Source organism: Mycolicibacterium moriokaense, assembly GCF_010726085.1.
In the GTDB taxonomy this organism is placed as follows: Bacteria; Actinomycetota; Actinomycetes; order Mycobacteriales; family Mycobacteriaceae; genus Mycobacterium; species Mycobacterium moriokaense.
Genome location: NZ_AP022560.1, coordinates 5,932,332 through 5,955,040, shown reverse-complemented (window position 1 = coordinate 5,955,040; position 22,709 = coordinate 5,932,332). Strand labels below are relative to the sequence as shown.

Genomic DNA, 22,709 nt, shown 5'->3' with positions numbered 1-22,709 from the left:
CCGCCATTGTCGCGTTCGGAGTCCCGCTCGCTCTCCGCGCCTACCGCCAGGGCCGATTTTTCATGGGAATCCGCTGCATGGCCGCCTCAAGTGAGTGACCATGATCCCATCACTGTCGTCTTCGCGGAGGAGGTAGTCATGGCTGATCCCCAGGTTGTTGACACCAGCGAGAGCCAGGAAGAAGAAGTTCAGCAGGAAATCGACCTGCTGCCGTCCTGATGACCGACGACTCATCGACCGCTCGTCACGTCGGTGAGATCGAAGAATTCGGCTACACCGTCGTCAAGGGGGTCCTCGACGAGGCCGCGGTAGCCGACTACCTGAGCGACACGCGCCGCCTCGAGCGGGAACTGCCGACGGTGATCGCGAACTCGAACACCGTCGTGAAGGGGTTCCCTCGACCGGGACAGCAGCCCGTCGCCTTGCCCGATCACGATTGGGTGCGGATCGACAATCTGCTGCTGCACGGGGCCAGATATGAGGCACTGCCCGTACATCCGCGGCTGTTGCCCGTCATCGAGGGTGTGCTCGGCAGCGACTGTCTGTTGTCGTGGTTCATGACGAGCAACCAGCTGCCGGGCGCCGTCGAGCAGCGGTTGCACTGCGACGACGAGATGTACCCGATTCCGCGGCCGCATCAGCCGCTGCTGTGCAACGCGCTGATCGCACTCTGCGATTTCACCGACGAGAACGGGGCGACCCGGGTCGTGCCGGGAACCCATCGCGTGGAAGCCAAACCGTCTGAGCCGTATCCGAAGAGCACTCCGGTCGAAATGGCGGCGGGTGACGCCCTGGTGTGGAACGGGAGCCTGTGGCATACGGCGGGGGCGAACCGGACGGACCAGCCGCGGCCCGCCCTCACCGTGAACTACTGCGCGGGGTTCCTGCGTCAGCAGATCAACCAGCAGCTGAGTATTCCGCGGGAGTTGGTGCGGCGGTTGGATCCGCGGCTTCGGGAGCTCATCGGGTACGGCTTGTTCGCGGGCAAGATGGGCCGGATCGATTGGCGGCCACCGGCCGACTATCTGGGTACGGAGGAGCATCCGTTCCTGGACTCGGTGCGCGACCGTCTGGAGCGGCCCGTCACGATTTGACGTGCTGTCCTTCGGGTAGTCGCAGCGCGATGATCAGCGCGACGGCCGTGATGGCGGCTGCGACCGCGATCGTCGCCTGTGCACCGGCCGAGAGTGCCGATGTGAGCACGTGTGGGTCTGCCGACGGTGTGATCCGCGCGTGGGACGGGACTGCCGCGTCGATCGCGGACCGCCCGGCGACACCGCTGAACACCGCCGTGAGCACCCCCGCGCCGAGCGCACCCGCCAACAACCGCAACGCACTCTGGATTCCACCGGCCACTGCTGAGTCCTGTTCGGGCACTTCGTAGTACGAGACGTTCACCAGGCGCGCGTAGGCGACGCCCCATGCCACTCCGTACGCGACCAGTACCGCTCCGACGGCGGCCAGCGGGGTGTCCCGGGAGATCAGTACGAGCAGTCCGAGCAACAACAGCGGCAGCGCTGCCAACGCGTACTTGGCGACCGTGCGGTCATCGAGGCGGCGACCCAGCGTCGTGGACACCGTCCCGCTGACCACCGCGCCCACGCCGTAACAGGCCAGCACGATACCGACGCCCAGTTCACCAATCCCGAGGACGAACCCCAGGACGAGCGGTAACGCGAGTTGGAACCCGGTGTCACCCACCGACATGAATGCCGAACTGAACGTGGCCAAGCGAAATGACCTGAACCGGAACAGGTGTGGTGGGGCGATGGTGTCCTGGCGTCGTCGGATACGTCCACGCTGCACAGCAAAGAATGCCACCACTGCCGCGAAGGCGACGCCGAAAAGCACGACCGCCGTTCGCAGTTGGTCATCGAATGCGCCGCCGAGGTCGACGGCGAGAGCGAGACTGCCCGCAGCCGTCGCCAACAGGAGCGCGCCGCCGGCGTCGATGTCGGTGAGGCGAGTTCGAGGGCTTTCGGCGAGCGTGACTCTGATCCCCGCCGCAGCCAGCACACTAAGCAGTGCGGATCCCAAAAAGGCCCAGCGCCAACTGATCGCGGTGTCGGCTACCGCGCCGATGAGCGGTCCGACGACCGCCGCCATTCCGATGGCCGCCGCCCACCAGCCGAACGCACGCTCGCGCGGCGGCCCGGGCGCCGGGAACAGCGTGCTCAGTAAGCCGAGACCGGTGGGCAGGGTTGCCGCCAACGCCAACCCGGCCAGCACGCGGCCGGCGAAGAACGACGGCAGGTTCCAGGCGATGCCGCTGAGCACGGACCCGGCGGTGAACAGGCCGACCGCGATGAGCAGTACACGCCGTCGGCCGAACACGTCACCGAGCCGGCCGAACAGGACCATGAAGGCCGCCGCCGCGGCGAAGTAGGCGGTGAAGGCCAGGCCGATGTCTGCGACGGTCAAACCCAGATCACGTACGAGGGGTGGGATGACGGCGTCGGCGATGGTGAAATCGCTGATCGACAGGGTCACCGGCAGCAGGACGAATCCGTAGCCCGTCGAGGGTCGCGAACTTCGCGTGCGACTTCCGACCGTCGGATCCACGCCCCCATTCTGACCTGGCGCTGGCGCGTCGAAGTGATCGAGAGCACAATCGGCCGTGACGCAGCGTCTCAATGAGGAGGACACGATGACCGTTTTCGCTCGCCCGGGTGCCGCCGATGCCTTGATGTCCTTTGAGTCGCGATACGGCAATTTCATTGGGGGAGAGTGGGTCCCGCCCGCGTCGGGGGAGTACTTCGAGAACCCGACGCCGGTGACCGGGCAGCCGTTCTGCGAGATCCCGCGGTCGGGTGAGGCGGACGTCGAGAAGGCGCTGGACGCGGCGCACGGCGCCGCCACCGCATGGGGCAAGACAGCTGTGGCTGAACGCGCCAACATCCTCAACAAGATCGCCGACCGCATCGAGGCCAACCTCGAGTCGCTGGCGCTGGCCGAGTCGTGGGACAACGGCAAGCCGATCCGCGAGACCCTCAATGCCGACCTGCCGCTGGCCGTCGACCACTTCCGGTACTTCGCGGGTGCCATTCGGGCGCAGGAGGGCTCGCTGAGCCAGATCGACGACGACACCGTCGCCTATCACTTCCACGAACCGCTCGGAGTCGTCGGTCAGATCATCCCGTGGAACTTCCCGATCCTGATGGCGACGTGGAAGCTGGCGCCCGCACTGGCGGCAGGTAACGCCGTGGTGCTGAAGCCGGCCGAGCAGACGCCTGCGTCGATCCTGTACCTGATGAGCTTGATCGGCGACCTGCTGCCCGCCGGTGTGGTGAACGTCGTCAACGGGTTCGGCTTCGAGGCGGGCAAGCCGCTGGCGTCGAGTAACCGCATCGCCAAGATCGCGTTCACCGGCGAGACCACCACGGGTCGGCTGATCATGCAGTACGCGTCGCAGAACCTGATCCCCGTCACGCTCGAGCTCGGCGGTAAGAGCCCGAACATCTTCTTCTCCGACGTGATGGCGGCGGGCGATGACTTCCAGGACAAGGCGCTGGAGGGGTTCACGATGTTCGCGCTGAACCAGGGTGAGGTGTGCACGTGCCCGTCGCGCAGCCTGATCCAGGCCGACATCTACGACGAGTTCCTGGAACTGGCCGCCATTCGCACCAAGGCGGTGCGCCAGGGCGATCCGCTGGACACCGAGACGATGATCGGGTCGCAGGCGTCCAACGACCAGCTCGAAAAGGTGTTGTCCTACATCGAGATCGGCAAAGACGAAGGTGCTCGCGTGGTCACCGGCGGTGAGCGCGCAGAGCTGGGTGGCGATCTCAACGGCGGGTACTACGTGCAGCCGACGATCTTCGAGGGCAACAACAAGATGCGCATCTTCCAGGAGGAGATCTTCGGCCCCGTCGTCGCGGTGACGTCGTTCAAGGACTACGACGATGCGATCGCCATCGCCAACGACACGCTCTACGGGCTCGGTGCCGGGGTGTGGTCGCGCGACGGCAACGTCGCCTACCGCGCCGGGCGCGACATCAAGGCGGGTCGGGTGTGGACCAACTGCTACCACGCCTATCCCGCACACGCGGCGTTCGGCGGCTACAAGCAGTCCGGCATCGGCCGCGAGACCCACAAGATGATGCTCGACCACTATCAGCAGACGAAGAACCTGCTGGTGTCGTACAGCAACAAGGCGCAGGGATTCTTCTGACGGTGTCACCCTCCAGCGCGAGCAGACGCGAAACCCCCCAAAATCGCGGGGAAATGGGGGAGTTTGCGTCTGCTCGGCAGGGAAAGGAGGCCCCACCGCGGGCGTTGATCACGCGGGCCGCAGCGGACCTGCTGGCGAAACTGCAGCAGCGCCACGGCGCGCTGATATTCCACCAGTCCGGCGGATGCTGCGACGGGTCGTCGCCGATGTGCTACCCCGACGGCGAATTCCTCGTCGGCGACCGCGACGTCCTGCTCGCCGTCCTCGATGTCGGGGACGGGGTTCCGGTGTGGATCTCCGGACCGCAGTTCGAGGCGTGGAAGCACACGCAGTTGGTGATCGACGTGGTGCCCGGCAGGGGCGGCGGCTTCAGCGTCGAAGCCCCCGAAGGCCTGCGTTTCCTCTCGCGGGGTCGGGCGTTCACTGACACCGAGAACCAGCTGCTCAGCGCGCAAGCGCCTGTGACGGGTGCCGACTTCGCGCAGGGCACACGCCCGCGCCGGAACGGCACCCACATCGTCGCGGAGGCCATCGATGCCTGCCGTGCCACGCCGGGCGGCTAACGGGCTAACGGGCGGTGCCGCAGTATCGTCGAAAGGGTGATACCGCTGCCGCGCCCGCGGTTGCTGACCAGTGCATTACTGATCGGCACGGCGGTCGGGCTGCTTCTGGGAATCGGGTTGACGCTGCTGGTCAGCGCCAAGATTCGGCCTGATGTGGCGATCGCGCTCGTGGTCGGCGTGCCCGGTGCGATCGGGATGTTGACCATCCTGTTCTCCCGCGCACGCTGGGTGACCGCGGTCGGCGCATTCGTCCTCGCGATCGCCCCCGGCTGGTTCGGCGTGCTGGTGGCGATTCAATCGGTGAACGGTGCCTGACATGGACCACAACCTGCTCGAAGACACCCAGGAATTCACCCCGACGTGGGACACCGGCGAATTCGACGCTGTCGACGCGCCGTCGGAACCACTCCCCGTCCCGGCCCCTCCGGTCGTCGTGCCGGGTGAATACCAGTTCCTCAAACGGTGGAAGTTCGTCCTCGTGGTGGCGTTTGTGTGGGCGCTCGCTGCCGCGGCGGGATGGGGGCTGTACCACTGGTGGTACCACTCGATCGACAAGACCGCGCCGGTGTTCGTGGTGCTGGTGTTCCTGATCCTCTGCACCGTCGCGGGCCTGCTCATCGCCATGGTTCCGAACCGCCCGGTGGCCTCGGCTCTGGCCATCGCCTGCACCTCCGCGCCCTTCGCGGCGACCGCCGGTGCCGCGGTGCTGCACGGTCTCTACTTCTGCGAATGGGCCAGCCGATGTTTCGTGGGGCTGATTCCTTACTAGGGTGGGGGCGTGACCCACTATGACGTCGTCGTTCTTGGAGCCGGCCCTGGCGGATACGTCGCGGCCATTCGAGCCGCCCAGCTCGGACTGAATACCGCAATCGTCGAACCCAAGTACTGGGGAGGGGTGTGCCTCAACGTCGGCTGCATCCCGTCCAAGTCGCTGCTGCGCAACGCCGAGCTCGCCCACATCCTGACCAAGGAGGCCAAGACCTTCGGCATCAGCGGTGAGCCGACGATGGACTACGGGGTGGCGTTCGACCGTAGCCGCAAGGTCGCCGAGGGCCGGGTCGCGGGCGTGCACTTCCTGATGAAGAAGAACAAGATCACCGAAATCCACGGTTACGGAAAGTTCAAGGACGCCAACACACTCGAGGTCGCTCTCAACGAGGGTGGTACGGAGACCGTCACCTTCGACAACTGCATCATCGCCACCGGCAGCAGCACGCGGCTGGTGCCGGGCACGTCGCTGTCGGAGAACGTCGTCACCTACGAGAAGCAGATCCTGTCCCGCGAGCTGCCGGGGTCGATCATCATCGCCGGTGCGGGTGCCATCGGTATGGAGTTCGGTTACGTGCTGCGCAATTTCGGCGTCGACGTCACGATCGTCGAGTTCCTGCCGCGGGCACTGCCCAACGAGGACGCCGAGGTGTCCAAGGAGATCGAGAAGCAGTTCAAGAAGCTCGGCGTCAAGATCCTCACCGGGACGAAGGTGGAGTCCATCAACGACGACGGGTCGTCGGTGACCGTCACGGTGAGCAAGGACGGCAAGAGCGAGGAACTCAAGGCGGACAAGGTTCTTCAGGCCATCGGGTTCGCGCCCAACGTCGAGGGCTATGGACTCGAGGCGGCGGGGGTAAAGCTCACCGACCGCAAGGCGATCGGCATCGACGACTACATGCGCACGAACGTGCCCCACATCTATGCGATCGGCGATGTCACGGCGCTGCTGCAGCTGGCCCACGTCGCCGAGGCCCAGGGCGTCGTCGCGGCCGAAACCATCGCGGGCGCTGAGACTTTGGCGCTCGGTGACTACCGCATGATGCCGCGCGCCACGTTCTGTCAGCCGCAGGTGGCCAGCTTCGGGCTGACGGAGGAACAGGCTCGCGACGAGGGTTACGACGTCAAGGTCGCCAAGTTCCCGCTCACCGCGAACGCGAAGGCGCACGGGCTCGGCGACCCGAGCGGATTCGTCAAGCTGATCGCCGACGCGAAGTATGGCGAGCTGCTCGGCGGGCACCTGATCGGACATGACGTCTCCGAACTCCTGCCCGAGCTGACTCTGGCGCAGAAGTGGGACCTGACCGTCAACGAACTGACCCGCAACGTGCACACCCACCCGACGCTGTCGGAGGCGCTGCAGGAGTGCTTCCACGGCCTGGCCGGCCACATGATCAACTTTTGAGAGCCGCGATCTGGGTCGCCGCGATCGGCGGATTGGTGCTCGGTCACATCCTGTGGCTGAGTGGGATCACGGCTGCCACCTCGACGGCGACCATCAGCTCGTGGGTGTTGGTCGTCGTCGCGACATCGTTTGTCGTGGGAGCCGTCGTCGGGGCGCTCGGCTGGCGCGCGTACAAGCGCAAGTCGGACGTGTGGGCCGCGTTCCTCTTGGCGCTTCCTGTGTCGCCGGTGCTGCTGTCGCTGGTGGTACTCGGTGTGACGTACCTGTAGTCGGGTTAGTCAGGAAAATCCAGCGGAACGCTGAGCGTGGTGATTGTCGCCGCCAACCCGTCGTACTGGGCTGCCAGTAAGCAGAACTCGATGAGCTGTGGCTTGGAGAGGTGCCTGGCCAACACCGCCCACGTTTCTGGTGAGACGCCCCGGGTGACGACGAACTCGTCGGTGGCGGTGATCAGTGCGCGCTGGCGCTCGGTCAACCCTTCGGCGTCGGGACCCTCGAAGATCTTCGCCTGAACCTCGGGACCGATGCCGCGGCTGCGGGCCAAGCGGCGGTGCTGCTGCAGTTCGTATTCGCAGTTGCGCAGGTGGCCGACGCGCAGGATGACGGTTTCGGCGTCCTTCAGCGGCAGTTTGCTCAGGTGGCCCAGCAACATGATGCTGTACGGCAGCCACGCCAGGAACAGAAGCCGATGTTGGCCAAGCACATTGACGAGGCTGAACCGCGGTGCCCGGATCGCCCTGGCGCCGATCTTGGCGATGACCCAGTTGAGGGGTCCGAGTTCTTTGAATCCGCCCGGCGCGATGCGTGCCGGCTCAAGTGAGCTCACCGAATCGAGTCTAGGTCTGCTTGACCAGGTAGGGCGACACGGTGCTGCGATGCTCGTCGAGGTCCAGTGCGCGGCCCAGTGCCGGGAAGGCCCGCTGCGGGCAGTTGTCGCGTTCGCAGACGCGACAACCCGCGCCGATCGGTGTCGAGTTGTCGCCCGACAGGTCCAGGCCCTCCGAATAAACCAACCGGTGCGCATGCCGTAGCTCGCAGCCCAGGCCGATCGCGAACGTCTTGCCCGGCTGGCCGTATCGGTGGGCGCGACGCTCGACCGTGCGGGCCACCCACATGTAGTTGCGCCCGTCGGGCATCTGCGCGACCTGCACGGTGATCTTGCCGGGGCTCGCGAACGTCTCGTACACATTCCACAACGGGCATGTTCCGCCGCTGGACGAGAAATGAAAGCCGGTGGCGGACTGCCGTTTTGACATGTTCCCCGCGCGATCCACCCGCACGAACGACAGTGGCACCCCTCGCATCGATGGCCGCTGCAGGGTCGAGAGCCGGTGCGCGATGGTCTCGTATGACACCGAGTAGAACGCCGAAAGACGTTCGACGTCGTACCGGAAGTCTTCCGCGGTTGCGTGAAACTGCCCGTAGGGCAACACCGTTGCGGCGGCGAAGTAGTTCGCCAGCCCAAGCCGGGCGAGCACGGTGGACTCGTGGCTGGTGAAGTTGCCCTCGTCCACCAACCTGTCGATCAGATCGCCGAACTCCAGGTAGGCCAACTCGGCGGCCATCTTGAACACCGTCTGTCCCGAGGACAGGTGGTCACTGATCTCCAGCGTCTTGGATTCCGGGTCGTAGCGGTGTAACACATTGCCGCCCAGGTCTGTTCGGCGCCGAATGCGAACCCCGTGCACCCTGGTCAGCCGGTCGGCGAGCTCACGGGTGAGCTCGGCGCGGTGCATCCGCATCCGGATGGTGAGGTCCTCGGCCGCGGTGTCGAGCTCGTGCAGGTAGTTCTGCCGCTGATAGAAGTAGTCGCGGACTTCCTCGTGCGGCATCGTGATCGCGCCGCTGCCGCTGCCGTCGGCGTACCGGTCCTCGGTCGCGGCCGCCAGTTGTGCGGCGGTCAAGCGGTAGCGCTGGTGCAGATTGACCATCGCGCGGGCGAGCGCCGGATGCGAGCTGACCATGTCGGCGATCTCGGCTAGGTCGACGTCGATGGCCACGTCGCGGTCCAGAGTCACCTCGCGCAGTTCGGCAACCAGTCGGGTGTCGTCCTCGGAGGCGAAGAACGTCGCGTCGACCCCGAACACCTCGGTGATGCGCTGCAGCACGGACACGGTGAGCGGCCGGACGTCGTGCTCGATCTGGTTGAGATAGCTCGGCGAGATCTCCAGCAGCTGGGCCAGCGCGGCCTGGCTGTAGCCACGTTCGTTGCGAAGTTGCCGAACGCGCGATCCGACGTACGTTTTCGCCACGTCAGCCAGCCTAACAACCCTGCGAAGGTTGGCTTCGCATTCTTGGCAGAACGACGGCTGTGGCAGGATCGTGCGACATGGAAAGCAGTACGGGTCTGGCCAAGGTGATGATGCCTGTTCCCGATCCGCACCCCGACGTATTCGATGTCGAGTGGCCGCTGCGGGTCGCCGATGTCGATCGTGCGGGCAGGCTCAAATTCGACGCGGCGACCAGGCACATCCAGGACGTCGGCTCCGATCAACTGCGTGAGATGGGCTACGAGGAGACGCATCCGCTGTGGATCGTCCGCCGCACGATGGTCGATCTGATCAGGCCAATCGAGTTCAAGGACATGCTTCGGCTGCGGCGCTGGTGCTCGGGCACCTCCAACCGATGGTGCGAGATGCGGGTCCGCGTCGACGGGCGCAAAGGCGGACTGATGGAGTCCGAGGCGTTCTGGATCAACATCAACCAGGAGACGCAGGGGCCGGCGCGCATCTCCGACGACTTCCTCGAAGGCCTGCGGCGCACCACCGATATCGACCGGCTGCGGTGGAAGCCTTATCTGAAGCCCGGCAGCCGCGAGGATGCGACCGCGATTCGCGACTATCCGGTACGGGTCAGCGACATCGACATCTTCGACCACATGAACAACTCGGTGTACTGGTCGGTGGTCGAGGACCATCTGTTCAGCACCCCCGAACTTCTCGAGGCGCCCCTGCGGGTGACCATCGAGCACGATGCGCCGGTGGGGCTCGGGGACAAGCTGGAGATCATCACCCACGTCCACCCGCCCGGGTCGACGGACAAATTCGGTCCCGAACTGATGGATCGCACTGTTACAACCCTCACATATGCCGTCGGCGACGAGACCAAAGCCGTGGCATCGATCTTCGCGCTCTGACTCGTCCCGTTTAACAGTACGACCGTACTGACGTGCGGAAATGGGCTACTGGCCAGTAGCAACTGAACCGGTTCAGGTAATAGCTGTCTTTGCAAAATTTGCAACCTGAGGCGGACGGTTGGCGAAATTGGCAATCACAGCGACTGGACCTGCATATATGTCGTAGTGCATCCTCGAATAAGCGCAACACCAAAGTTGTTCAAGGATTAGCAAGCCGGCCACCGCCAGCTACGCGCACGCGAAGGAGCACCAATGTCCACCGTCGGAACGCCGAAGTCACCCGAACAGATCCAGCACGACTGGGACACCAACCCGCGGTGGAAGGGCGTCACCCGCACCTACACCCCGGAGGACGTCGTCGCTCTGCAGGGCCACGTGGTGGAAGAGCACACCCTCGCCCGTCGCGGCGCCGAGGTGCTGTGGAACCAGCTGCACGACCTGGAGTTCGTCAACGCGCTGGGCGCCCTGACCGGCAACATGGCCGTGCAGCAGGTGCGCGCAGGCCTGAAGGCCATCTACCTCTCGGGTTGGCAGGTCGCCGGTGACGCGAACCTGTCCGGCCACACCTACCCGGACCAGAGCCTGTACCCGGCCAACTCGGTGCCGCAGGTGGTGCGCCGCATCAACAACGCGCTGCTGCGTGCCGACGAGATCGCCAAGGTCGAGGGCGACACCTCCGTCGAGAACTGGCTCGCCCCGATCGTCGCGGACGGTGAGGCCGGCTTCGGTGGCGCACTGAACGTCTACGAGCTGCAGAAGGCCATGATCGCCGCAGGCGTCGCGGGGTCGCACTGGGAAGATCAGCTGGCTTCGGAAAAGAAGTGCGGCCACCTCGGTGGCAAGGTGCTGATCCCGACCCAGCAGCACATTCGCACGCTCACCTCGGCCCGGCTGGCCGCCGACGTCGCCGACGTGCCGACCGTCGTCATCGCCCGTACCGATGCCGAGGCGGCGACGCTGATCACCTCCGATGTGGACGAGCGTGACCGTCCGTTCATCACCGGTGAGCGCACCGCCGAGGGCTTCTACCGGGTGAAGAACGGTCTGGAGCCCTGCATCGCGCGCGCCAAGGCCTACGCGCCGTACGCCGACCTGATCTGGATGGAGACCGGTACTCCGGATCTCGAGCTGGCCAAGAAGTTCGCCGAGGGCGTCAAGGCGGAGTTCCCCGACCAGATGCTGGCTTACAACTGCTCACCGTCGTTCAACTGGAAGAAGCACCTGGACGACGCGACGATCGCGAAGTTCCAGAAGGAGCTCGGCGCGATGGGCTTCAAGTTCCAGTTCATCACGCTGGCCGGCTTCCACGCCCTCAACTACTCGATGTTCGATCTGGCCTACGGCTACGCCCGCAACCAGATGAGCGCCTACGTCGAGCTGCAGGAGCGCGAATTCGACGCCGAGGAGCGGGGTTACACCGCGACGAAGCACCAGCGCGAGGTTGGCGCCGGCTACTTCGACCGGATCGCCACCACCGTCGACCCGACCAGCTCGACCACCGCGCTTGCGGGTTCGACCGAAGAGGGTCAGTTCCACTAGGAACCCACTAAGCCAGGCCCAGTAGGCTCACGAGGCCCAACGGCTTGTCATCAGGCCCCGTCCTTATATTGGGCGGGGCCTGATGCTTGTGAGGAGACAGCGAAGTGAGTATCGAACGGGTAGGTGTCGTCGGAGCCGGACAGATGGGCTCGGGGATCATCGAGGTGTCGGCGAAGGCCGGTGCGAATGTCGTCGTCTACGAACCGACCGACGCGCTGCTCGACGCGGGACGCAAGCGCATCACCGGGTCGTTGGAGCGCGCCGCGAGCAAGGGCAAGCTCTCCGAAGCTGACCGCGACGCCGCGTTGGCGCGGTTGACGTTCACGACGAACCTCGCCGACCTCGCCGATCGCCAGCTCGTGATCGAGGCCGTGGTCGAGGACGAGACGGTCAAGGGCAAGATCTTCGCTCAGCTCGACGAGATCATCACCGACCCCGACGCGGTGCTGGCATCGAACACGTCGAGCATCCCGATCATGAAAATCGCTGCGGCGACGAAGAATCCGTCGCGGGTGCTGGGATTGCACTTCTTCAATCCGGTCCCGGTGCTGCCGCTGGTCGAACTCGTCAACACCCTAGTGACCTCTGACTCTGCGATTGCGCGGGTGGAGGAGTTCGCGAGCGAGAAACTCGGTAAGAAGGTCGTACGCTGCGGGGACCGTTCGGGTTTCATCGTCAACGCGCTGCTGGTGCCGTATCTGTTGTCGGCCATTCGGATGGCCGAGGCGGGAGTGGCTTCGGTCGAGGACATCGACACGGCGATCGTCGCGGGGCTGTCGCATCCGATGGGCCCGCTGCGGCTGTCCGATCTGATCGGGCTCGACACGATGAAGCTGATCGCCGACTCGATGTACGAGGAGTACAAGGACCCGAATTACGCCCCGCCTCCGCTGTTGTTGCGGATGGTCGAGGCGGGCCGGTTGGGTAAGAAGTCGGGCCAGGGCTTCTACACCTACTGAGCGAGGGCGTGCGCGACTCGGCGCACAATCGCCGCGATCGACTCAACCTCTGAAACCTTGCAGCCGGTCGCGTTCAGGAGGGCGTCGACACGAATGATCGCGCTATCGCCGGTTACGCGCCGTCCGATGTCGAAAGCGGTTCTGGCAGGCGTTGTGCAGTCGATACTGCCTCGTACGCATATCTCGTCGGCGCGGATGGTGTCGTTGCGCACGATGATGTCTCGTGTTGCGGCATGACGGATTCGCGCGAGTTCGGCGGGCGCGTCTCTAGGGATCCACTTCGTGCCGTGCATCGCTGCTGCTGAGTGCCCGACGAGTGTCGCCTCACCACGTGACCAAAGCCATGCTGCGAAGGCTCGATCCCTTGCGTCGAGCGTCATGTCGACTGGGGCATAGATGTTGTGATGCAGCTTCACGTACTTGGTGCGCAACATTTGTCGAGTGACTGTCCCCGCAGCCAGGGCTTCACTGCCCACGATGATGCGTTGCATTCATATATGGCGCATGAGCCGACTGATCGGTTCCCGAGACTACGGTTTCTGACGAAAATTACACGAAATCCGTCAGAAACCGTAGTTTCGGCGCGAGGCGTGGGCAGAGGCGCGAAACGTGCACTCGGCGTCAAAGATTAGGCCTGGGCTAGGCGCTTCTTCTCCGCCTCGACATCGAAATCGGCTGGCGGCCACGACAAGTCGAGTCCCTTGAGCGCCTCGATCAGCAGCTCGGTGATGGCCAGTCGGGCGTACCACTTGCGGTCGCACGGAATCACATGCCACGGCGCATAATCCGTCGATGTCTTGTCCAGCACCGCCTGGTAGGCCTCTTGATAAAGCGGCCACTTCAGCCGTTCGTCGATGTCCCCGGGGTTGTACTTCCAGTATTTGTCGGGACGCTCGAGCCGTTCGGCCAGCCGCGCCTTCTGCTCCTCCAGCGAGACGAACATCGCGACCTTGATCAGCGTGATACCGCCGTCTACGAGTTCCTTCTCGAACGCGTTGATCTCGTCGTAGCGCGCGCCCCACACCTCCGGTGGAACCAGGTTGTGCACCCGCACGATAAGCACATCCTCGTAGTGGCTGCGGTCGAAGACGCCGATCTCGCCAGCACCCGGCAGCGCCTTCCAGATTCGCCACAAATAGTGGTGCGAGAGCTCCTCCTCGGTCGGTTTACCGAAGCTGGTGTACCGGATCCCCTGTGGATTACCTGCTCCCACAACATGTTTGACAATTCCGCCCTTGCCTGCGGTGTCCATGCCCTGCAGCACCAGCAGTATCGACCTGTGATCGCCGGATCGACTGTTGGCGTAGAGCATCTCCTGCAGGTCGGCGAATCGCTGGTTGCGTTCGGCCTGCAGCGTCGGTGCGTCAGCCTTGTTGCCCTTGAATCCCGGCGTGGCGCTGGTGTCGATGTCGGCGACCTTGTCGCCGGGACGGAACTCGAGATGGGTATGCGGCTCGTGCGTCCACAGCGACGGGAGATCGGACTCGCTCATGCGGTCAGTCAAGCTTTTTCGGCGGAAGCACCGGCGACGGATGGGGCATTTGGCGGAACTTCTCCAACGAGCCGCCGACCTCGACGATGCCGCACAGCGCGCTCCAGGACAGCATCGTCAGATAGTCGATCAGCTCGTCGGAGGTGATGCGCGGGTTCGACATCCACGAGTGCGTCGCCAACTGCACACCGCCGACGGTGTGAAACGCCCACGCCGACGCGCCGCCGGTGTCCATGCCCGCCTCGGCCATCCGGCGGCGCAGCATCACGCCGAGCATGCGCGCGATGATCTGCTCTGAGTCCGCGACGGCCTTGTTCTTACTGGCCGAGTTGTTGGCCATGACGAACATGTACGGCTCGGGTTCGGAGGCCACCGTCTCGACGTACACCCGGATGATCTCCCGGGTCAGCTCGTAGCCGTCGAGGTTCGACGACAGGGCCGCGGCCATGTTCGGGATCAGGGTGGTCTGCGCGAACCGCATCATCACCGCAGTCGTCAGATCGTTCTTGTCGACGAAGTAGCGGTAGAGCACGGTCTTCGACACCCCGATCTCGGCCGCGATCTCATCCATGCTGACGTTGCTGCCGCGGCGCCGAATCGCCTCTAGGGTCCCGTCCACCAGTTCATTGCGCCGCTCCACCTTGTGCTGGTGCCAGCGTCGCTTGCGGCCATCGGTTTTGACCGCGACGGACGAGGTTTGTTGTGCCACGATCGCCGTAATCCATTCCCTAGTTCCCCTCGATAGTACGGGCGATCTTGGCTCCAGGGGCTGTCGGCTCGGCCCGCCACTCCGGATGTAGCGGATGATGTAGGGGTGGCACACAGACCGAACGTCGGCGCACGGGCGATGACGCCGTTGCCGAACCGGCGTGATGCCGCCGCTGATCCGCCCCGTCGTAGCTTCGCCGAGTCGCTGGCAGGCGCCGACAGTGCCGCGGACGCCGAGCGCAGACGCAGCCTGCGCAGGATGAAGCTCGTCGCGCTGTCGTTCCTGCTCGGTGCCACCGCGATCTTCCTGGTCTGCACCTGGGCACAGTCCACCGGCACAGCGCCGGGATGGGTCGGCTACGTCCGTGCCGCCGCCGAAGCCGGCATGATCGGCGCGCTCGCCGACTGGTTCGCGGTCACGGCGCTGTTCAAGCACCCATTGGGGATCCCGATCCCGCATACCGCGATCATCAAGCGCAAGAAGGACCAGCTCGGCGAGGGCCTGGGCACGTTCGTCCGGGAGAACTTCATGTCGGCCGAGGTCGTCGAGACCAAACTGCGCGACGCGCAGGTGGCTGGGCGGCTGGGCAAGTGGCTCTCCGAACCTTTGCATGCAGAGCGCGTCGCTGCCGAAACATCAACGGTGTTAAGGGTTCTGGTGGAGATGCTGCGCGACGAGGACGTGCAACATGTGCTGGACCGGATGATCGTCAAACGCATAGCCGAACCGAAGTGGGGACCGCCGATCGGGCGGGTGCTCGCCTCGCTGCTCGCCGAAGGGCGCCAGGAGGCGCTGCTGCAACTGCTTGCGGACCGCGCCTTCCAGTGGTCGCTCAATGCGGGCGACATCATCGAGCGGGTCGTCGAGCGGGATTCACCCACCTGGTCGCCCCGCTGGGTCGACCACCTCGTCGGCGACCGCATCCACCGCGAGCTGATGGACTTCACCGACAAGGTGCGGCGTAACCCCGAACACGAGCTGCGGCGCTCGGCCACCCGGTTCCTCTTCGAGTTCGCCGACGACCTGCAGCACGACGACGCCACCATTGCGCGCGCCGAGAACGTCAAGGAACAGATCATGGCCCGCGACGAGGTCGCCAAGGCCGCCGAGACGGCCTGGGCCACCGCCAAGCGGATCTTCCTCGAGTCGGTCGACGACCCGTCGTCGGCCCTGAGAACCCGGATCGCCGACTCGGTCGTGCACATCGGAGAGTCGCTGCGCGACGACGCCGACCTGCGCGACAAGGTCGACAACTGGATTATCCGGGCGGCCCAGCACCTGGTCACCGAATATGGGGCCGAGATCACAGCGATCATCACCGAGACGATCGAGCGGTGGGACGCCGACGAGGCCAGTCGCCGCATCGAATTGCATGTCGGTCGTGACCTGCAATTCATCCGCATCAACGGCACCGTGGTGGGTTCGCTGGCGGGCCTGGCGATCTATTCGATAGCCCAGCTACTCTTCTGACCTGCGCTAACTAGTGCTTGCAAAAGTTAGCACCCCAGCGTACGGTAGGCGCTGTCGCTAACCGGTTACCCGATGCACGAGGGGGTTTCGCGCGTGCCGCAGGATGAAAACATCGCCGCTGTGGTGTCCAACGCTGCGCAGGACATCGGCACCTTCATTCGCACGCAACGCGAGGCAGCACAGGTATCGGTGCGGCAGTTGGCCGAGAAGGCCGGCGTCAGCAATCCCTATCTCAGCCAGATCGAGCGGGGATTGCGTAAACCCTCAGCCGACGTGCTCAACCAGATCGCCAAGGCACTCCGAGTGTCCGCGGAAGTTCTCTACATCAGGGCCGGAATTCTGGAACCCAGCGAGAACAACCAAGTCCGCGACGTCATCATCACCGACACGGCGATCACGGAGCGGCAGAAGCAGGTGCTGCTCGAGATCTACACGTCGTTTGTTCAACAAAACGAGGCGCAGAAGAACGACGCCGCAGCGACGAACAACGAGGAGCCGACGACTGACCAGACCATCTCGACACCCGAATTAGTCGGAAGCACAACGTCAAATCTCGAAGCACCAAATCTCGAAGAAGATGAAAGGAATCACCCCAATGGCTAAGAAGACCACGGGCAAGAGCCAGCCCACCGCCGACGACCTCAAGGCCCCGCTGCTCGCCGCCGTTGGCGCCGCCGACCTGGCCCTGGAGCGCGTCAACGAGATCGTCGCGACTCTGCGTGAGCGTGCCGGCGAGGCCCGGTCCGACGCCGAGACCCGCGTGGAGGAGACCCGCGCCCGCGTCACGAAGCTGCAGGAGGAGCTGCCGACGCAGTTCGGCGACCTTCGTGAGCGTCTGACCTCCGAGGAACTGCGCAAGTTCGCCGAGAGCTACGCCGAGGCCGCGCAGTCGTCGTACAACAAGCTCGTCGAGCGTGGCGAGGCCGCTCTGGAGCGGCTGCGCAACCAGCCCGCCCTCGAGGAGGCCGCCGGTCGCGTCGAGCGTTACTCGGACCAGGCCGTCGAGCTGACCCAGGAGGCGCTGGGCAACGTCGCTTCGCAGACCCGCGCGGTGGGCGAGCGTGCCGCCAAGCTGGTCGGCGTCGAGCTGCCGAAGAAGGCCGAGAAGGCCGCGGCTCCTGCGAAGACCGCTGCCAAGAAGGCGCCCGCCAAGAAGGCCCCGTCCAAGAAGGCTCCGGCCAAGAAGGCCGCTGCCAAGAAGGTCACGCAGAAGTAGCATTTCGGCTCTGAGTCGCCCGGTTGGGCGACTCAGAGTCGACCCGGGGACGTAGCCCGCCTACGCTTGGAGTGTGCAGCTCCAAACTCTGGCGGGTTACATCCTCTTGCTTTTGGCCGTCGTGGTGTTGGCCTTCACCCTGTACGCCTTCGTCCACGCCGCCATGCAGCGTCCGGACGCATATACCGCGGCGGGCAAGCTCACCAAGCCGGTTTGGTTGCTAATCCTCGGTGCTGCAGGTGCTTTCGCACTGCTCACCAGTCTCGCCGGGGTGTCGGTTTTCGCGGTCGCGATAGCCGCGGTCGCCACGGGTATCTATCTCGTCGACGTGCGGCCGAAGATCCTGGAGATCCAGGGCAAGTCCCGTTAGCGCGTCGATGCGTTTCTTGCGTACAGCCGTTGCGGTCGCGACGGTTCTCGTCCCCCTGATCTGCGCGCCCGCTGCGTCCGCCGTTCCCTTACCGCCTCCCCCGTATATCGACCACGTCGAATGGGCCAAGTGGGGCGACCTGTCCAGCCTGCGGGTATACCCGACGCCCGCGGGGCGGCAAGCCTCGACCGTCGCCACCGACGCGGCCGTCAACCAGGCGTGGTCGGAAGTGCTGGCGCTGTCGCCGGACGCCGACATGCCCGGTATGTGGGACCAGTTCGTCTGCCACTGGGAATTCGCCGAACGGGGCCAGCCCGGCAAGATCAGCTGGAATCTGGAGCCCTGGCGGCCGGAGGTCGACCAGACCACGCTGTTGGCGACCGGCTGCAACCCGGGCGGCACCGAGGAACCGTTCTAGATGCCCTCGCGGCACAGCTACCGCCGCGCCGACGTCGCCGCGCTCATCGATCACACTCTGCTCAAACCCGAAGCCACCGAATGCGACGTCGCACGCCTCGTCGAGGAAGCTGCCGAACTCGGGGTGTACGCGGTTTGTGTGTCCCCGCCCATGGTCACCGCTGCGAAGACCGGGCAGCGGCCCGTCGCGGCCGTCGTGGGATTCCCGTCGGGTAAGCACCTTTCGGTCATCAAGGCCGAAGAGGCCCGCCTGGCGGTGGCGGCGGGGGCCGCTGAAATCGACATGGTGATCGACATCGGGGCCGCGGTAGACGGTGATTTCGCTGCGGTGGAAGCCGACGTCGCAGCGGTCCGGGCCGCCATCGAACCGAATATCGTGCTCAAGGTCATCCTGGAGTCGGCGGCGTTGCTCAGCATCGTGGGGGAGCAGGCACTGCGCTCCGCCTGCCGGGCGGCGGCGGATGCCGGGGCGGACTTCGTCAAGACATCGACGGGATTCCATCCTGCGGGCGGCGCGTCGGTGCGGGCGGTGGAGCTGATGGTTGCGGCTGTCGGTCCTGCCGTCGAGGTCAAGGCCAGTGGGGGCATTCGCACGACCTCAGATGCGCTGTCGATGCTCGACGCCGGAGCGACGCGACTAGGGTTGTCAGGGACTCGATCCGTGCTCGACGGGCTCGAGTAGCGAATATGAATACAACAACATTTGACGCAAACAAAAATATTTTGCTCAGTGTAGGTTACAAGTGTGCCAAAATCGCATCTACTTGCACAGATACCGCGCATTGCCCAGGTAATCTGGGTTATGGTGTGTGATATGACTACGCAGAGATATTTGCTTCGCAAGGCTTCTACGGTTGCGGGACTCACCGCCATCGCCGCTATGGGCTTCTTCACCGCCTCGTGCGCGAAGGAAGAGGAGAAGGCGCCGGAGACCTCGACGACCACCACGACCACCACGACCACCACCACAACGACGACGTCGCCTTCCGCGACCGTCGCGCCGACGGAGAATGCGCCCCGCATCGATCCCGGCTCGCCGAACCCGTTCTCGCCGACCGTCGTTGCGCCGCCGGCCGGCACCCAGGCACCGGGTCATCACAGCCTGCCGGGTCACCACTGAGACGGTGCGCCGACTCTCGGCGCTCGCGGCAGCGGCGCTGATCGTCACTTCCGGCGCAGCCTGCGCACGGCAATCTCCCGATGTCATCACCGGTCCGTACGCGTCGCTGCTCGCGAGTTCCTCCGACCTGGGGCCCTCGCAGGCCGGCGACGCGCAGGTGACCGTCACACTCGCCGATCCCACCCAGGCGGGCGCGCTGACCCAGTGGGCCGCCGATGCCGGCCTGTGGGTCCGCGCGCGGCCCGACGACGGCTGGGCGGTGGTCGAGGGCGCGGCGCCGGATATGGAACGGGCGTTCGGCGTTCCGATCCACGACTACCGGGGACGCAAGGGCCAGGTGTTCTATGCGTCCACACATCAGCCGTCGATACCCGCACCGCTGCGCGGCGTCGTGACCGGGATGGGCCGGATCAACGGCTACACGCCGCACCACACGGCGAGTCCCGGATTCCTGCCGCTCGACGTCCGGTGGGGCGGTTTGACGCCGGACGGCTTGTTGCAGGCGTACGACGCGACCCCGCTGGCCGAACAGGGCTTCACCGGCGAGGGGGAGACAATTGTGTTCTTCGCCTTCGACAGCGCCGACCAAGCGGACCTCGACCTCTTTGCCGATACCTCCGGCCTGCCCCGCTTCACCCCCGAGATCGTCGGTGGGAAGCCAGCGGAGCAGCACGGCGAAACGGCGATGGATCTTCAAGTGGCGCATGCGATTGCGCCCGATGCGAAGCTGGTCGTCGTCAACGCCCGCCCCACGGTCGAGGGTGACGGCGCCTACGAGAAGATCGGCAAGTTGTTCGAAGACGTCGATCGCCAGTTCCCCGGCGCGGTGTGGAGCCTGTCGATCGGGTGGGGTTGCGAAAAGCTGGTCACCGCAGCGGATTTGGCACCGGTGCAGGCCGCGCTGGTCGCAGCGCAACGGCGCGGCACCTCGGCATTCGATGCGAGCGGCGATACCGCGGGGCTGGAGTGCAAGAGCGGCGAGGACTGGTCAGCACCTCCGGGCCCGGATGACATTGGGCTGGACGCGGTTTCGTCGATACCGAACATGACCACGGTCGGCGGCACCACCCTGTCGACCACCCCGCGCGGACAGTGGGTTGGCGAATACGCCTGGGTGGATTCCCCCCTTTCGCAGGGCACCAGCGGCGGGGTGTCGACGTTGTTCGAACGTCCGAGGTGGCAGAGACGGCTGAGCGTCGAACGCGACACCGAAGGTCGACGCCTCTCGCCCGATGTCTCCGCACTCGCGGATCCGTTCACCGGCGTCCGATTCATCTACAAGCAGACCGAGGTCCTCGGCGGTGGCACCTCGCAGGCCGCGCCGATGTGGGCCGCGTTCACCGTGCTGATGAACCAGTACCTCGAGGCCAACGGCGGTCGACCGATCGGGAATGCGAACGCGATGCTGTATCGCGTGGCCGAGGGCGCGAGTCTGCCCGGGTTCCGCGATATCGTTCGCGGAGGCAACGCGGTCGACTTCGCGGGCCCCGGCTATGACCTGGTGTCAGGCCTGGGTACCCCCGACGTCTACAACCTCGCCCAGAACTTCCTCGAACTCCAGAAGGGGGTCTCGCCTCGGTGACCAGTCCCGGTGACACAGCCACCATGGTCTGCCGGGCATGCGAAACCGAAGTACCCGACGCGGCGTTCTGCGGACTCTGCGGCGCGCGTCGGGGAGCGACTCGAAGGCGCAGGGCGTACGCGGCGACGACGGGCGAGTCGACCCTGCTGCCGTCGGTCGCGACGTCGTTGTTCCCGCACCTGGCGAAGCGGGCGCTGCTCCCGTTCCGCGTCGGGTTGGCACTGCTGTTCCTCGTCCTGACCGCGCTCGCCCTGCTGGGCTGGCAAGCGCCGTTGATCACGGTCGGGGCGCTCGGTCTTCCGTTGCTTTTCGTGCTCTATCTGCACGAGTCGGAGGTCGACGACGACATACCGAGAAGATCGCTCGTGCTGACGGCGGTGATCGGGATCGTCCTCGGTGTCGGCTGGGCCTACGTGACCGGCGCCCTGCTCGCTGATCCCGCCGCCGTGGCATTCGTCAACGCCGACTACAAGCTCACCTGGTTCGACATCATTTCCACGTTCGCTGTCCCCGTCGGGTTCGGGATCCTCTCCCTGGTCCCGGCGGTGGTGATGCGGCTGATGCGACCGAAAACCTGGGAATCGTTGGACGGCTTCGTGATCGGGGCGTTCGGCGCGACCATGTTCACCGCCGCATGGACACTGACCCGGCTGGCCCCGCTGTTCGAGACGGGCGTCACCGCCGGTCCCCGTCCGATCGACAATCTCGTCCTCCAGGCGGGAATCCAGGTCATCGCGGTACCCGTGGCCTCGGCGTCGTTGGGCGGATTGGTCGGTGTCGCACTGTGGTTCGGCCGCCGATCCGTCATCGCCGTCAGTGTGCTTGTCACACTTGGCCTGTACGCCGCGATTGCGCTCATGGATCTCTGGCAGATCCCGCTACTTTGGCAGTTCGCGCTGTACTTCCTGTTCGCGGTGCTCGCAATGGTCGCACTGCGCATCGGCGTGCAGATCGCTCTGGTCAACGAACAGCAGGAACCGGTCGATCCGAACGCGCGGGAGCTCTGCCCGCAGTGCAACACCGTCGTACCCGAGATGCCGTTCTGCCCCAACTGCGGCGTCGCCAATCACGCGGCCTCGCGGGCAGCGCGCGTCGCGCGGCGCGCCGCGGCGGACGGCGATACCGAAGCGGTACGCCAAACGTCCAACAGGAGACTGCTGACGGAGCTGGGCATCGCCGTGGCAGTCGTTGCGGCAGCGGGCGTTACGATCTCGCTGGTGGCCACACCCGCCAAGCCGGCGTATGTGTGCCCGCCGGACTGCGGGCGGCCGCCGATCGGCGAACCGATCGAATCCTATCCGCGTTTCATCTCACCGGACGGTCGGTTCTCGGTCCAGTATCCCGGCCCGGGAACGGCATACGAGGCGACGCTCGCCGACGACGGCGTCGACCTGAAATTCAACGGCGGTGACACCGGAACCATGGCGTTGTTCGGCATGCCCGCTGACGGCCGTACTCCGGAGGAGATCACGCTCGGCCTGATCAAGGACAAGTATCCGAACGCGACTGTCGATTACGAAATCCCCAACGCCATGGTCGGATACGAGCCCGGGTATGGCGTTGTCGCCGACGAGTATCCGCAGGACGCAGGCAGCACGTTCACCCATCTGCGGGTGCTCGTCATGGTCTCGATCAAGTACGACTACGCGTTGGTGGCCGCCGCGGTCGGTCCGTACCACGAGTTCACCAGGGACTTCGGCACGGGCCATCCGTCGGGCGTCAACATGCAACTCGCCATGGATATGGGCAAGTACATCAACAGCTTTCGCTGGAAAGACCCCGACGCCTGATC

25 protein-coding genes are annotated in these 22,709 nt (G+C 65.2%); 19 read left to right on the top strand and 6 right to left on the bottom strand.

Going from position 1 to position 22,709, the window contains the following annotated elements:
• The first annotated feature begins 218 nt into the window (after nt 1-218).
• Nucleotides 219-1,094: a phytanoyl-CoA dioxygenase family protein gene (locus G6N43_RS29075; protein WP_083156469.1), complete on the top strand. Its 876-nt coding sequence runs from the start codon at nt 219-221 to the stop codon at nt 1,092-1,094.
• On the opposite strand, the gene G6N43_RS29070 is transcribed toward G6N43_RS29075, so the two are convergent.
• Nucleotides 1,084-2,562 (bottom strand): MFS transporter, encoded by a 1,479-nt coding sequence (locus G6N43_RS29070; protein WP_163658259.1) that lies wholly within the window; start codon nt 2,560-2,562, stop codon nt 1,084-1,086. The two genes, G6N43_RS29075 and G6N43_RS29070, sit on opposite strands and share 11 nt — an antisense overlap.
• A gap of 85 nt (nt 2,563-2,647) precedes the next feature.
• Here G6N43_RS29070 and adh point away from each other — a divergent pair, with 85 nt between their 5' ends.
• The 6 genes from adh to G6N43_RS29040 are packed head-to-tail and all read left to right on the top strand — an operon-like array spanning nt 2,648 to nt 7,176.
• Nucleotides 2,648-4,171: an aldehyde dehydrogenase gene (gene adh, locus G6N43_RS29065; protein ID WP_083156472.1), complete on the top strand. Its 1,524-nt coding sequence runs from the start codon at nt 2,648-2,650 to the stop codon at nt 4,169-4,171.
• A gap of 53 nt (nt 4,172-4,224) precedes the next feature.
• On the top strand, nt 4,225-4,734 hold the full coding sequence (locus tag G6N43_RS29060) for a DUF779 domain-containing protein (RefSeq protein WP_083156473.1): 510 nt from the start codon (nt 4,225-4,227) through the stop codon (nt 4,732-4,734).
• Nucleotides 4,735-4,770: 36 nt separating this feature from the next.
• Nucleotides 4,771-5,049, top strand: a complete 279-nt coding sequence (locus G6N43_RS29055) for a putative holin (RefSeq protein ID WP_083156475.1) — start codon at nt 4,771-4,773, stop codon at nt 5,047-5,049.
• A gap of 1 nt (nt 5,050) precedes the next feature.
• The gene (locus tag G6N43_RS29050) at nt 5,051-5,503 is read left to right on the top strand and encodes a hypothetical protein (protein WP_083156476.1); all 453 of its coding nucleotides are present in this window, start codon (nt 5,051-5,053) and stop codon (nt 5,501-5,503) included.
• A 9-nt stretch (nt 5,504-5,512) separates the two neighbouring features.
• Nucleotides 5,513-6,907, top strand: a complete 1,395-nt coding sequence (gene lpdA, locus G6N43_RS29045; protein ID WP_083156478.1) for a dihydrolipoyl dehydrogenase — start codon at nt 5,513-5,515, stop codon at nt 6,905-6,907.
• Entirely contained in the window at nt 6,904-7,176 is a 273-nt protein-coding gene (locus tag G6N43_RS29040; RefSeq protein WP_083156479.1) for a hypothetical protein, read from the top strand. Before lpdA ends, G6N43_RS29040 begins: the two co-directional genes overlap by 4 nt.
• 5 nt (nt 7,177-7,181) lie before the next feature.
• Here the strand turns inward: G6N43_RS29040 and G6N43_RS29035 are convergent, their stop codons facing one another.
• The gene (locus G6N43_RS29035; RefSeq protein WP_083156481.1) at nt 7,182-7,733 is read right to left on the bottom strand and encodes a carboxymuconolactone decarboxylase family protein; all 552 of its coding nucleotides are present in this window, start codon (nt 7,731-7,733) and stop codon (nt 7,182-7,184) included.
• 10 nt (nt 7,734-7,743) lie between these two features.
• Complete coding sequence (ramB, locus tag G6N43_RS29030; RefSeq protein ID WP_083156482.1) at nt 7,744-9,159, bottom strand: acetate metabolism transcriptional regulator RamB; 1,416 nt, start codon at nt 9,157-9,159, stop codon at nt 7,744-7,746.
• A 77-nt stretch (nt 9,160-9,236) separates the two neighbouring features.
• Between ramB and G6N43_RS29025 the strand changes: the two genes are divergently transcribed.
• The 3 genes from G6N43_RS29025 to G6N43_RS29015 all read left to right on the top strand — a co-directional run bounded on the left by G6N43_RS29025 (nt 9,237) and on the right by G6N43_RS29015 (nt 12,541).
• Nucleotides 9,237-10,043 carry an acyl-[acyl-carrier-protein] thioesterase gene (locus G6N43_RS29025; protein WP_083156484.1) on the top strand — a complete coding sequence of 269 codons (807 nt, stop codon included), beginning with the start codon at nt 9,237-9,239 and terminating at the stop codon, nt 10,041-10,043.
• A 252-nt stretch (nt 10,044-10,295) separates the two neighbouring features.
• The gene (aceA, locus tag G6N43_RS29020) at nt 10,296-11,582 is read left to right on the top strand and encodes an isocitrate lyase (protein WP_163658257.1); all 1,287 of its coding nucleotides are present in this window, start codon (nt 10,296-10,298) and stop codon (nt 11,580-11,582) included.
• A 143-nt stretch (nt 11,583-11,725) separates the two neighbouring features.
• A complete protein-coding gene (locus tag G6N43_RS29015; protein ID WP_234810076.1) occupies nt 11,726-12,541 on the top strand; it encodes a 3-hydroxybutyryl-CoA dehydrogenase in 816 nt (271 codons plus the stop codon).
• On the opposite strand, the gene G6N43_RS29010 is transcribed toward G6N43_RS29015, so the two are convergent.
• The 3 genes from G6N43_RS29010 to G6N43_RS29000 all read right to left on the bottom strand — a co-directional run bounded on the left by G6N43_RS29010 (nt 12,535) and on the right by G6N43_RS29000 (nt 14,742).
• On the bottom strand, nt 12,535-13,032 hold the full coding sequence (locus G6N43_RS29010; protein ID WP_308206524.1) for a type IV toxin-antitoxin system AbiEi family antitoxin: 498 nt from the start codon (nt 13,030-13,032) through the stop codon (nt 12,535-12,537). The genes G6N43_RS29015 and G6N43_RS29010 overlap by 7 nt on opposite strands.
• Nucleotides 13,033-13,169: 137 nt before the next feature.
• Entirely contained in the window at nt 13,170-14,033 is an 864-nt protein-coding gene (locus G6N43_RS29005; RefSeq protein WP_083150632.1) for a polyphosphate kinase 2 family protein, read from the bottom strand.
• Nucleotides 14,034-14,037: 4 nt separating this feature from the next.
• The gene (locus tag G6N43_RS29000) at nt 14,038-14,742 is read right to left on the bottom strand and encodes a TetR/AcrR family transcriptional regulator (RefSeq protein ID WP_083150631.1); all 705 of its coding nucleotides are present in this window, start codon (nt 14,740-14,742) and stop codon (nt 14,038-14,040) included.
• Between the two features lie 138 nt (nt 14,743-14,880).
• Between G6N43_RS29000 and G6N43_RS28995 the strand changes: the two genes are divergently transcribed.
• From G6N43_RS28995 to G6N43_RS28955, 9 genes are all read left to right on the top strand, one after another.
• Nucleotides 14,881-16,212, top strand: coding sequence for a DUF445 domain-containing protein (locus G6N43_RS28995; RefSeq protein WP_083150630.1), 1,332 nt, complete (start codon nt 14,881-14,883; stop codon nt 16,210-16,212).
• A gap of 93 nt (nt 16,213-16,305) precedes the next feature.
• The gene (locus G6N43_RS28990) at nt 16,306-16,815 is read left to right on the top strand and encodes a helix-turn-helix transcriptional regulator (protein ID WP_083150664.1); all 510 of its coding nucleotides are present in this window, start codon (nt 16,306-16,308) and stop codon (nt 16,813-16,815) included.
• Nucleotides 16,808-17,428 carry a heparin-binding hemagglutinin gene (locus tag G6N43_RS28985; RefSeq protein ID WP_083150629.1) on the top strand — a complete coding sequence of 207 codons (621 nt, stop codon included), beginning with the start codon at nt 16,808-16,810 and terminating at the stop codon, nt 17,426-17,428. The genes G6N43_RS28990 and G6N43_RS28985 overlap by 8 nt, the downstream gene beginning before the upstream one ends.
• Before the next feature lie 73 nt (nt 17,429-17,501).
• The gene (locus G6N43_RS28980; RefSeq protein WP_083150628.1) at nt 17,502-17,798 is read left to right on the top strand and encodes a DUF2516 family protein; all 297 of its coding nucleotides are present in this window, start codon (nt 17,502-17,504) and stop codon (nt 17,796-17,798) included.
• 7 nt (nt 17,799-17,805) lie between these two features.
• Nucleotides 17,806-18,216: a DUF2599 domain-containing protein gene (locus tag G6N43_RS28975; protein WP_083150627.1), complete on the top strand. Its 411-nt coding sequence runs from the start codon at nt 17,806-17,808 to the stop codon at nt 18,214-18,216.
• Entirely contained in the window at nt 18,217-18,897 is a 681-nt protein-coding gene (deoC, locus tag G6N43_RS28970; protein ID WP_083150626.1) for a deoxyribose-phosphate aldolase, read from the top strand. It abuts the gene before it with no gap.
• A gap of 132 nt (nt 18,898-19,029) precedes the next feature.
• On the top strand, nt 19,030-19,335 hold the full coding sequence (locus tag G6N43_RS28965) for a hypothetical protein (RefSeq protein ID WP_083150625.1): 306 nt from the start codon (nt 19,030-19,032) through the stop codon (nt 19,333-19,335).
• A 4-nt stretch (nt 19,336-19,339) separates the two neighbouring features.
• Entirely contained in the window at nt 19,340-20,917 is a 1,578-nt protein-coding gene (locus tag G6N43_RS28960; protein WP_083150624.1) for a S53 family peptidase, read from the top strand.
• The gene (locus G6N43_RS28955) at nt 20,914-22,707 is read left to right on the top strand and encodes a zinc ribbon domain-containing protein (RefSeq protein WP_234810071.1); all 1,794 of its coding nucleotides are present in this window, start codon (nt 20,914-20,916) and stop codon (nt 22,705-22,707) included. Before G6N43_RS28960 ends, G6N43_RS28955 begins: the two co-directional genes overlap by 4 nt.
• Nucleotides 22,708-22,709: the final 2 nt, after the last annotated feature.